Annotated in this window: 6 protein-coding genes, 1 other RNA gene and 1 pseudogene; 1 reads left to right on the forward strand and 7 read right to left on the reverse strand. The window is 47.4% G+C overall.

Annotated features, from left to right (window positions below):
* Nucleotides 1–633: 633 nt before the first annotated feature.
* From ACFPYJ_RS26690 to ACFPYJ_RS26710, 5 genes are all read right to left on the reverse strand, one after another.
* Nucleotides 634–4,701 carry a CehA/McbA family metallohydrolase gene (locus ACFPYJ_RS26690; protein ID WP_379191291.1) on the reverse strand — a complete coding sequence of 1,356 codons (4,068 nt, stop codon included), beginning with the start codon at nucleotides 4,699–4,701 and terminating at the stop codon, nucleotides 634–636.
* Between the two features lie 484 nt (nucleotides 4,702–5,185).
* Entirely contained in the window at nucleotides 5,186–6,292 is a 1,107-nt protein-coding gene (locus ACFPYJ_RS26695) for a HupE/UreJ family protein (RefSeq protein ID WP_379191292.1), read from the reverse strand.
* Nucleotides 6,293–6,312: 20 nt separating this feature from the next.
* The gene (locus ACFPYJ_RS26700; protein WP_379191293.1) at nucleotides 6,313–7,515 is read right to left on the reverse strand and encodes an ABC transporter permease; all 1,203 of its coding nucleotides are present in this window, start codon (nucleotides 7,513–7,515) and stop codon (nucleotides 6,313–6,315) included.
* Entirely contained in the window at nucleotides 7,502–8,197 is a 696-nt protein-coding gene (locus ACFPYJ_RS26705; RefSeq protein WP_379191294.1) for an ABC transporter ATP-binding protein, read from the reverse strand. Before ACFPYJ_RS26705 ends, ACFPYJ_RS26700 begins: the two co-directional genes overlap by 14 nt.
* Entirely contained in the window at nucleotides 8,197–8,706 is a 510-nt protein-coding gene (locus ACFPYJ_RS26710) for a hypothetical protein (protein ID WP_379191295.1), read from the reverse strand. Before ACFPYJ_RS26710 ends, ACFPYJ_RS26705 begins: the two co-directional genes overlap by 1 nt.
* Nucleotides 8,707–9,038: 332 nt before the next feature.
* Here ACFPYJ_RS26710 and ACFPYJ_RS26715 point away from each other — a divergent pair, with 332 nt between their 5' ends.
* A complete protein-coding gene (locus tag ACFPYJ_RS26715) occupies nucleotides 9,039–9,413 on the forward strand; it encodes a TlpA family protein disulfide reductase (protein WP_379191312.1) in 375 nt (124 codons plus the stop codon).
* A gap of 752 nt (nucleotides 9,414–10,165) precedes the next feature.
* Here ACFPYJ_RS26715 and ffs read toward each other — a convergent pair.
* Nucleotides 10,166–10,421: signal recognition particle sRNA large type (gene ffs / locus ACFPYJ_RS26720), an RNA gene on the reverse strand.
* A gap of 37 nt (nucleotides 10,422–10,458) precedes the next feature.
* Nucleotides 10,459–12,135, reverse strand: a pseudogene (locus ACFPYJ_RS26725) (bifunctional metallophosphatase/5'-nucleotidase); the annotation flags it as partial.
* Nucleotides 12,136–12,313 lie beyond the last annotated feature (178 nt).

Below are 12,313 nucleotides of genomic sequence, written 5' to 3' on the forward strand. Positions count from 1 at the left end.
GTTTTTGCTGTACGAAATCAGCATCGCGATTTCCAAGGCCGTGTACCGGAAACAGCTGAAGCTTCAGAGCGAGTAAGGGTAATACCCGCGTAGCTGTTACAGACCGCAAACGTATGGAAACGAAATGGGAATTATCACTATGTTTTTTCATTCTACCCCTATCCATTATCAATCAAAGTTCCGAATTTGTTTTCGTAATTGGAGCTCTAATGCTTTTGAAGCTGGAACCTGAGTTCTTATGCCATTAGCACGATCGTCAGCTACCATGACATTTACGGTTTCAAACGGGGATACCCAGATGGTTACCCTCTTATTATTAATCGGTCTATGATCATAATCCCAATTTCCGCCTTTACTATACCAAATGTCATACGATCTGTCGTAAAGCGATTGTAAGGGCAACAAACTTATAGGTTTGTTCATCCATTTAAACAAATCCATGTCGACAGACAGCTGATCGAATAGTGGTGTGGAGCTTCAGGAAAATACTATTTAACTCCATTTACTTGCGGAATTCTTAAAATGACTTCCACTGCCATGACGCAAAAAGAAAGATGCCGTTAGAAGTTATAGGAAGCCTATCACCTCTAACGGCAAATGAAGTTGTGACATTCTCCTTATCGTCGAACCATTTTAACCATTTTGGCCGCTTTGATCGTGCGGCACTGTAACGGTGGCGGAAGCAGACGTTTTGTTCCCTGCTTTGTCAGTAGCGGTGTACGTTACGGTGTACACGCGCTTCTTTGATCTTTCGGCACGCAGCATAAACGCTTTATCGAACGTGCCATACGCCGTGCCCTGAATATCATTCGGTAGATCACCATCTCCCAAGCCGCTATCCGGCTCATTGCTTGTAATGGAGGTCAGAGCGACCGAGTCAACAGGGACGGTATTATCTACTGCATTCACAGAAGCGGTAATCGCAACAAGCTTGTGATTAGGCGGCCACAGCATCGTCTTGTCCAGCACTACTTTTAGCGTTGGCGCCGTTTTGTCAATATTGACGGTTACCGTATGCGGAGCTTCGACGTTCCCTGCTTTATCTACGCTCCAGTACGTAAGAGTATGCTGGCCTTCTTCCTTGATCATGACGGAAGATCCTTTCTGTTGAGCGCCACCATCTACCTTATAGTAAGTGGCATCTACTCCCGAACCATTATCAGTCGCCTGTAAGGTTACGGTTACGTCTTTATTCACCCAATTCGCAGGCGCATCGTCGGTCGTAACCGGCGCTGTTTTATCCAATTTCACCTTAGCGCTAGGACCGTCCGTACTCCAGTTGCCGGCCGCGTCGCCGGCTTCCACTTTGAAGGTGTACCCGGCGCTCTGGGACAATCCTGTCACAGGGTACTTATACATATTGTTGGTTTGGGTCAAATCACCAACTTTGACGGTCTTCAACTCACTGCCGTTTTGCAAAATTTTGTACTGCGTCACGGCCTTGTTATCCATCGCTCCCGACCAGTTCAGCGTAACTCCGTTTTCCGTCTCGTCAGACACGGAGAGCTGGCCGTTTTCCCATACCGGTTTTACGCTATCCTTTTCCACAACGAAGACCGGGTTCGAGAACGCATACTGTCCGTTATTCCCTTCGACTTCGATCCGGAAAAAGTCGCCAGGCACCGCTTCCGCCGCGTATTCAACATTAAATTCATTTCCATTCGGCGTCCATTGCTGGGCGACTTCACCGTTTTTGATCAATCGTATGGAAGTCAAGCCTTTCTCGGCGTACCCGCTTAAATCAACGGTTACCGTACCGCCGGAGGCAGAAACGGCAACGTCTTTACCCATCATCACATCATCGACCGTAAAGGTCAGGGATGGGCCGTTCGTTCCGTAAAAGGTGCCGTTGCGAAGCGCTTCGTAAATATTTTCCTTGGAAAGCTTCGGAAGGTACGCCCGGATGTAATTGCTCGCAACCTTACCGGGATTGTGGGCATCCGAATTGGAAATGCCGTACAGATGTCTGCCCTGGTTGTTGAGCTCGTCCCATTTGGCGACGGCTTGCGCGTTTACAGGATGCTTGGGCGGATAAAAACCGTTCCAAACCTCAAGGCCATTGTAGTTGGTTGCGTCCCAATTCTCCCATTCCAATCCGGGATAGAACGGATGGGCGATGAAGTGCATCCCTTGACCGTTGTTGCTTGCCCGCGTATCATCGATATATTCTTGAGCAGTCTGTTTGTAATCGATATAGTCGCTGATGTTGTATGCCAGCGAATGTCCCGCGGTTGTCGAAATTTCTTCTCCCCAGAGGGCGACAAAATCATCGCGGTTTTCCTTAACGACGTCGTTTTGTTGATTGACCGTGTTATGGTCGGTCGCTGTCAAGAAGTCCATTCCTTTGTTGCGGCCGGAGGTGAAGTTATCGTTAATGGTCCCGCTGCCGTCACTCCATCGACTGTGAGAATGATTATCGCCGGCATACCAGCCTGGGCCTTCCACAAAAATACGGTCCGTCTTGGATGCGATCAGATTGCCGGCAAGTTCAACATCCATACTCGCCGATCCGCGCCCTCCGGATACGGCGGTCAATGGCCATTGTACCTTTACCGTGCTCTTCGGCGCTATCGCATCCAGCGTTTTCTCGAGCGCCTCAGTCCCGGACAGGTTGGCCGATAATCCCAGCTTGACTTTCAACCCTTCGACCGTCTTGTCCGAATCGTTCGTGACCGTCACTTCCGCAGTAGCATTGTCGCCAATCTTGATGATGCCTTGCGGGGTCAATTGAAAATCGGTGTTCAAGCCGGTTTTCCCTTTGAGAATGTCTTCGTACAGACCGAAAACCGCATCGATTTTGTTTTCAAAGCCTGTCGTGCTGGGCGATGCAAGATAACGTTTCAAATGAAAGGTTCCGCCGGCGGGAATCGTTACCTGCTTCTGGCTTCCCATCCACGTCGTATTTCCGAAAGCCGTAAATCCTTCAAAGTCTCCCTCGTAAATGAGGGCGTGTGCTTGAGGCTCTGTGCCGTACATGGCAAGCCATGGCATCGTCGGCGTAAAGGTGCCTAGCGTGGTGCTGCCAGCACTGATAACACCGGTTCCGGGAACATAGGCGACCTCCGGTCTGTCGTCGTCATCCATCGCATCGCCGACCCAGACGGTCTGCGGCTGGTCCGTTGGGTTCTTGATGGCGCTATCCACGTAAACCCATGCCTGATCCGGCTTCATCGTATACGTCGTATCCACTTGGAAAGGAACGGCCGTTTCTGTCGTGCCGCTTGCTTTAACCATGGCGATAGAGCCGCTGTTTTCAACAATGTCGACAGCCTGGTTTTTCAGCTTCAGAATTTGCCACGCTTGGGCGCCGCCCGGCTGGGTGTCGCTCACATAGGGGAAGTTGATCCAGTCCAGCCCGTCATTGGCGCCTTGGGCGGCCATATCGACTGGCTTGCCTGCCGTGTAGCCCGCCAACTGAGGATCGTCATAGGCTTTGGCAATCGTAACCGCCATTTTTTGGTTCTCCATGACAATATCGTTAACGCCGCCTTCGGATAATCCCCCTGGAATCATCTTGCCGGTTCCTGTAGAAACGGTAATGCTTTCCATATACAAGTTCAATTGATAAGGGGACGAAACGGAATCGATTTCAATCGAGTTGGATGAATCGCTATAGGCCATCCGATTGCCGGTCAAGGTATACGTGCCTATAGGCAAATACATGGAATAATTGCCCTGATCGTCGGTGATCGCCGCGTTAACCGCTTGCGCTTCAATGTTTCTGGCGGTTACTTTCACGCCCGGCACGCCGACTCCGTCCTCGTTATAAACGGTGCCATTTACGCTCGCCATCGTAACATTGCCGCTTTGGATGCCTGGAATCAGGCTGGCCCAGTTTTCGATGCTGGTGTAGGCATTTTCGCCGAGCGGACGATCCGTGATGTGGTAAATGCTGATATCCCGGCTGTTTCCGGCTTTGACGCTGGCATCGAACCACACGCCTGCGATATAGCCTTGGGCGTTAAGCGCGACAGGCTCGTTCTCGTACCAGGCAATGCCATGCGCCGGCGTCGAGCTTTCCGACCTATCTCCATCGTACAAGTAGTTCCCGGTCCAACCGGATGTAACCAACGCCTTGGGATCCCATCCCAATCCGGGAGCGTATGCGATTTGTTCCCCTTCATCGTGGTCCATCTGGTAGTTCAGGAAGCCGTTATAATCCGCCGCACCCGTGTTCTCCAGATGAACCGTCATTTTCATGATCGGCGCATTCGGCAGAAGCGTGTACGAAACAGTGGCAGCAAGATTGCTGTTCTCTTGTGAAACGCCCGAAGCCACAACCTTGTCGCCGTCCCTTACCTCAACGTTCGTCAGATCGATCGATTTGCCGGTATAATTCCAGCCGTCGACCGGGGTATCGGAAAGGATAAACTGGGTCCAGTCCAACGTATCCCTTTTGATCGAGTCCTTTAAGACGAAATCAACCGGCGTATATTTGACCTGAAAAGAGCCTGCCCGGTTATTGCCGGCGGCTACCGTGGATATAACCACTTTCGCCTTTTCGTTCTCCACATAATAATACGGGGTTCCCGTCAACATGTCCTGTGCGCTGGGACCATAAGAAAAAGGCAGGGAATCGCTGCTCATACCGGCGGACGATGCCGCATTCACGAGCGACAGCGGCACAAATTGAAGCACAAGACACAACGTAAGCAGCAATGATAGCGGAACTGCAATTTTTGTTCGCAATCGGGAAAACATTGGTTTCTTTCACCCTCCTATTAGATATAAAAATTCTGGGACGTATTCCGACTGTGCAGCAAAGATCATTGTCTTTGTTCTGTATGCTCACCCCCCTTATAGTCTCTGCGCCAGTTTCCCCATCCTGAATGACCGAAAAGTTCGATGGATTCAATTACAGCTTGGACGCAAATCCCAGTCCGGATAAACGTATGGCACCATGGCAGGAGCGGCGGGTTCGATTTTCGCGATATCGATTTTCAAGGCCTTCTTCTTCTAATAAATTTGATTAATCGTCCCGGTTACGGTAATCCAGGAGTCATTGGCAAATTGAACCGCGTCCTGGGACTCGGAAATGATTATCATATGGCGCCATATCAGCCATGCAGTGGGTCATCGCCATTCTTCCAATAATGAATTGCGATTCGGGCAGACCGCACGATAGACAAACCACGTTATACGAACCTCGTAATAAGGCCAACTTTGGTTTTCATCCACCCCCGTATCAGATTGAAACCACTCTTTCAACCAACCAGTATAGACCGGCTGCGCCTACAATAGCGGATGCGCCATAAGCGGCTCGGGCTAGCCACTTCTTTCTCGCCAGTACCCAAACCACCGGCAGCAGAACTGCAAGCACCGCAAGCTGTCCAATTTCCACGCCAAGGTTGAACGAGAACAGCGACAGCGCGTAGTTGCCCGTCAATTTCCCTTGCAAGATATAGGAAAAACCAAAGCCGTGCACCAATCCGAACAGCAGCGTCACCAACCATCGATACTGCAGATTTTTTCTAAACATGTTTTCCGCAGCCGTATAAACGATGCTCAGCGCGATCAGCGGTTCAATGATCTTGGGGGAAATCGTAACGATTTCCAGAACGGATAACGCGAGTGTCACACTGTGTCCGAGTGTAAAGGCCGTTAGCATTTTCAGGTAATCGCGCTTACTGCCGCCTCCTATGATTAAAGCAGCCAGGAACAGCATATGGTCAAACCCCGACCAGATGTGCTTCATCCCGATTCCGACATAGGCGGCGGCATCATGCAGCCAGTTCGGCACTTGAACGGTAACGGATTTCTGGCCGATATCCGCTTGTGTCAACACATGATGACTCTGCTGAATAACGGTCTCGATACTTCGGTCGCCGGCTCTGACGGTTGCGAAATTTTGGTGCTGCGGATCCGTTTTATCGAAGAAGAAACGGTAGTTCAGTTCAAACTGGTCAATCGGTTTTGTAAATTGAAATTCGAAATCGAACCGAAGCAATGGGAACTTGTCTTTCACCTGAATACTCGTCCCCTTCAATATCGCCGTGCCGGTTTCCCCGTCATTTGTCGCTGAAAGATTCGATTGCACGAATGCAAACAGGCTGTCCGTGGCGGCAGCGACCTCTTCGTCCTCCACGTACGAATTCTGATTGCTGTCCAATTCGGGCACACTGATCATAACTTCATAGGGGTCCAATTCAAGACTGTATCGTATCGTCGTATTCTGAATGGTTATATCCGAATAACCGAATGTCTGAAAGTGCGCGCTGGTCGGAGACTGCCAGATCGAGCAACCAAGCAGGATGAACACGAGAACGATAGGCCATTTCGGAAAATGTTTCACATCCAACCTCCTCATTCTCCTTAAACTGGATTCAGATATTTGGCCGCTTCGGTCCTGTAAGCCGCGAGAGCCGGGACGGCACTGCCGATAAAACCGATTACGATCACTGTCATCCATAACGCGGAAAGCTTCCATTCATATACGGGGACGAATGAAACGTGCTGCTTCTTGACCAAGAAAACGGCCATTCCTTCGGCAAAGCCGTTCCCGGCAGCCGTTCCGAGTATAAGCCCCATTACAATTAACCCGAATGTTTCGATGAACACGATTGTCAGAAGCTGGCGCCTGCTCGCCCCTATCGCTCTAAGAATCGATATGGTTCGCCGTCTTTCCAGCATGGAACCGTATAAAGACAGCAAGATGGACAAAACAGCCACCCCCATAACCGCATAGCTAATCCAGGATAGCACGATTTCTGCGTTTCCGATCATATCAAACCAGCCCGCAATCACTTTACCGGGAAATACCGCCTGCGCTTCTTTGCTCAGGTTTATTTCCTGGTAAAGCCGATAGAGGTGTTCAATGCTGTCGGGATTAACAAGGATCGAGGTTACGCCTCGAATGGAGCCTGTCTCCTTCGAATGATGGCTGATCCAATAACTGTCCAAGGGGGTATAGATGCCAAGATCCGCCGACGTTTGCGTCGGCGCCATAATGCCGACTACTTGGTAAGGATGGTCTTTGTGCATCGAACCCTCGTCTTTGGTTTCAACGACTCCATGACGGGCGAAGAATGAATCCCCGATTTTCATATGGCCCTGCCGCGAAGTTTCCGCGCCAATGACCGTTTCGTAAGGCTGCTGGAACAGACGTCCCGATTCCAAACGGAAAAAGGGTGGATCGCTCTGTTTTGCCTTCAGCTGAAAAAAATCCTGATTGGTACCCACGATTCGAAATCCTTTGTACTGATCCCCCAGACCGAAAGGAACGGCTAGCTTTACGCGAGGGTCGTTATCGACCTTTTCGAAAAAACCGTAGTCCAGGTTGGCGAGCGGCGTATCCGAAAGGAATATCGTATTCATAACTAATTGGGTGGAACTGCCTTTGGATCCGACCAGCATGCCGAAAGGACCGCTTGTCTGCTTCATCCCCTCTTTAAGCCCGTCAGATATGAGCGTGACGCTCTGAGCGATCGCAATGCCTGTCATGATGATGATCATGATGACAACGGATTGCAGCTTGCGGTTCATCAGGTTGCGAATCGCCATGCTAAGCAGAAACATTACATACCACCTCCGGTTTATCCGGCTTCATCTCTCGCAAATTTACGATGGCATCCATTTGTCCTGCTAATTCCATATCGTGCGTACTGACAATCAGAGTCGTTTGCTGGGTACGGCACATTTCCTTAAGCATGGACACCGCCATAGCTGCGTTATGCCTGTCCAGATTGGCGGTAGGCTCGTCCGCCAGCACAATAGAAGGCTTATTCGCGATCGCTCTTGCGATCGCAACCCGCTGCTGCTCGCCTTGACTGAGCCTGCTAGCGTTAATGTGCAAACGATGGTGAAGACCGGCTCTTTCGAGCAGTTCAATGGCCCGCTTTTTCCGGTTCCCAGCCGGAATCGTTGCTGCGAACCTCATGGCAATGAGGATATTTTCCAATGCCGTAAATCCGGGAAGTAAATTGAAGTTCTGAAATACATAACCGATGTTGCGGGCCCGATAGGTATCCATCTTCGTTTCGGAAAGACCCAGGATATCCGTGCCGAGAACGTTGACCTCGCCCGAGGTAGGTCGTACGATACCCGCTATAATATTGAGAAGCGTGCTTTTTCCGCAGCCGCTGGGCCCTACCAACGCGACTTTTTGCTTGGGATCAATGGCGAGATGAGGCAGATCCAAGACGGTTATGGCTTGTTGATCCGCTGAATAAGATTTGACGAGTTGTTTAATGATAAGCATTATTCTAATTCCTCCACCTTGTCCGCGTAAATTCTGACCAAACTGACAAATCCGGTCAGTTCATCCTTATAAGGGCCTACATCCAATCTTCCCTTGACGAATAGCGGATGATCGGTCGCTTCCATCGGCTGACCTTCCGGCAAGTAAATGACCACAATATCTCTAGGCCAATTCATAACCGCATTACAGAAAGGGCATTGCTCCATCATATAGCGGGTTAAAACGAAAAATTCGAGTTCGGGTGTCAGGGGTGGCGCCATAAAGCCGTTCATTTGAACCTGTTGACCTGAAAGCTCTTGAATTTTGGGGGATAAATCCGTACTTGAGGGATTCACGTACATGTCATCAAATGTAAATGACGTATACCCCTTTGGGGAACTGGCATTTTTCGCTGCTTGTTGTATAGGATCGACTGCACTGGATTCATAAGTCGATTTGTTTCCGCATGCGCTTAGCACCGCTGAGGCAACGAACAGAGCTATAAGAAGCAACCACCTTGAACGACTCATGAAGTTTATTTCGCCCCCCTATCGGTATAATTGTATGATAATTGTGGTTTGTGAATTAATAATCAACGTTTCGTAAATAAAAAGTAAATATACCGATCCAAATATTAGTATTTTACTATTAACTTAAAATTTACTGGATTTTTTTTAAATATTTGTTACACTATGGACATGAGAAGATTAATTTTTACGTTATCGTCGATTGTAGTTATATTCATTTTTATTTACTATTATTTTACTATCGAGCATAAAAAAGTAAGAAGCATACCAAAATTCGCGGTTTCCCAACCTGTTCCCCGATTAAGTTTAAACAGTCTGGACGGACAAACCTACAAATTGGGTGGTCAAAGGGGGAAAAACCGCTCATCATACACTTTTGGACAACATGGTGCGATACATGCAAAGAAGAAACTGCGGTATTAAAAAAACTGTACCGAAGCTACGGTACCCAGATCGATTTTTATGCGGTTAATGTTACGTGGAGAGACAAATTAGAGGACGTTAAAAGCTTTGCCGGGCACTATGACGTTTCCTATCCTGTTCTGCTCGACCCTGAAAGCAAAGCCGCATCAGCTTACCGGATTCGATTCGTGCCATCCACTTTCCTAGTAGACAGAGAAGGCAATTTAGTCGAAGCGGTTCTCTCCCTTTCCTATAGTGAATGGGAGAGCCGCGTTTTATCATTAATCGGTCGTTATACGAAAGCTTAGCAAAATGGACCAGGAAGTGAAAAAAAGGATCACCGAGGGGTTGGCTTCGACTATTTCCCATATGTTATGGGACCTTACTAAGGCAACCAATACCAATAAAAATTAGGAGCACTCACATTAAGTGAATGCTCCTCTCTATCGTTTACAGACAAAACTTGCTCTATCTACGAATGAAACTTAAAGATTGCCAGTAAGGAGATTGGGACACGATTCATAACGCTATCTGAATATCATTATGAAGTCTAGGTCATTAAAGCAATTGGAGAAGAAATTTACATGCCAAACCTGATAATCGCTCGGATAATGAGGTTCATCTGCAGCAACATATATTTTTCGAACATGTGTTTGTAAAGGTAAAATGTATAAGGTGAAGTAATGAGACAAACATTAATTTGTGGATTATAGGAAGAAGAATGAATGGAAAGATGCTTTACCACGGCTCGTAAGCGACCGCACACCGAGATCAGGATTTCAATCAATATCATTCATTTCCCCATTAATGGTGACTGTAAGAGAACAATGTTTTTGCTGTTCTTCTCCTGCATAAACATTGCTCATATCGTCTGAAGGTAGCGCCACAACCGTGGATTTTGAAATGAACTTGAGGCCACATCGTTATGGACCTGGAAAAAATATAAGGAATGTAGTTTAAGTTTTATTAGCAGTAACAATAAGATTATTTGCATTAGATCAAAAAAACTCACCCAAGTGGATGAGTTTTTTATTCTAATTATGTAGCCGATGACCTTCTGTCGATTAGTTTCCATAAGCGTTGCTTAAACAGTTAACTCCGTTTAGGCTAACTGCGGGACATGAGAGCTTCCACTAAATGCTGCTTCCTTATGGACTGGGCATCATTCATGGATTTTCATTGCGCAGGACCAAGATGTCAACAGCACTTATTAATTACGACTTATTGAGAATTTGGTAAGGATAATACTCTGTTTAGTGCTGGTGATTCTATGACCTTCTGTTCTTTTAAATAGTTTAAGAAAGCCCAATAATCGACTTCAGTTCGAACAGGTTCGCGATATTGTTTAAATGTTGGGTATCCATCTGCTCCGATCACCATGTATGCTAGAGAGGCAACACGATAAGCGCGGTCCAGGTCAAGGGACTCCCCATTAATAATAACCATCTTTGGATCGATTCTATCGTTAATTTGTTTACTTTTATCGTAGCTATAGTGAACATTGTAGGAAACAGCGAGCGGGTAAAAGCTTTCGGATCCGTTCGCGTTCTTTCTCCACTGCTCTTCTAGGATTTGTTTAATTTGCTGTCCAGTTAACGTTACGACTAATACTGGATTTTGATAGCCATGTGCTTGCCATGCCTCGCCAAATAGGATCTGTCCGTCACTGTCAGCGGCATTACTACCTTTTTTGTACAGTAGATCACCACGTAACGGACTAGCAGCTGTCAAAGCGAATTCGGCTGGATTCTCTGCTTTTCTTCCAGAAGCATAGTGAGCATCTGCCACAACATCTGCAAGTGTACTTTCCCCGTTTGCATTACGTACTCTATTCAGATCGCCTGTCAATTTTGCAACTGGCTCTGCCCAGCGTTCCGCTCCACGTTCTACCCAGTAAGATACAATCTTCTCAATCCCTGAGTCTGCTGGTATATCACGTGTAACCGGGTGGTTCAAGGATTTGGTCAAATTACGTACGACATCCTTGGTTTTCGGATCAATCGACAAGTTCAGTTCGTTAAGAAGGCGGCCATGATTGGCAGCTTCTACCACTGGACGCGGGTTGCCAGCAGGATCTTCAATGAAGGCATTGAATTTTGCATGCCAATGACCGGATACAATCGCATCAATCGCAGGTGAAGCCTCTTTTGCAAAATCGAAAATAGGACCAAAAGGACCGTCAGAGCCGTTAATGTCAGTACCGTCACTTTTCGTCGATCCTCCCTCGTGAACGACAGCAATAATTGTTTCAACACCTTTTTCCTGCAACTCTTTTGCATACTTGTTTGCTGTTTCTACGAGAGGATCTGCAGTTAGAATACCTTCTTGAAACGATGTTGATCCTGTTATTGTTGTTGGTGTGGTGAGAGCAATGAAACCGACGGGGATGGTACCGCCTTTTCCATCATGGACCCTCTTAATGGTGTAAGGTTTTAACACCAAGTCCCCAGTATGTGCATCACGGATATTTGCAGAAAGATAATCATAGTCTGCCCCTTTGAATTTCTTTCCCGTGGAGTCTATGAAAGAACTGTCCACGCCTTGGACTCCAAAACTTTTTCCCTTCATGATATGTTCAGTTAAGAATTCCTTGGAAGCATCGAACTCATGGTTGCCGGCCACCGAAAAGTCAAACCCAATTGCGTTAAGGAATTCGATCGTGGGCTCATTATGGTGTGATGCGACTTCAAAAGGCCAGCCGCTGAAGTCATCACCAGCCGAAAAAAGGATAGAGTTTTCGTGCCCAGCTTTTAGCTTATTAATATGAGCGGCCATATACGCTGCACCGCCAACAGTGAGAAGGCCATTTGTAGTCATAATCTGACCGTTTGCATTGTCATTGAATGGTTGAAGGTACCCGTGGAGGTCTGTTAAACTTAATAATTGGAGATTGACAAGGTCGGTGTTGCCTTTACCATTTTGAGATGCTGCTTGTCCATCATTTTCGGATGCAAAAGTTTGAGAAGAACTCAAAAAGATACCACAGCTAAGTATGGCAGCGGTAGAGGCTGCACAGAAACGCTTGAACACTTTTTTCAATTTTTTTCCTCCTAAATAAATGTTAAGAGAATAATAGCAAACGATTGTTAAATGGTGGTTAAGGTAACCTATATATATTGAAAATTCATAAGTTCGAGTCAACTCCGAACGGTCACTCTTCTTCCCCGAAACCTTCTCCTCAAATATGCGTTACATCCCTAAAAAACGA

Origin of the sequence: Paenibacillus solisilvae (genome assembly GCF_042656405.1) — a bacterium.
Classification (GTDB): Bacteria; Bacillota; Bacilli; order Paenibacillales; family Paenibacillaceae; genus Paenibacillus_Z; species Paenibacillus_Z solisilvae.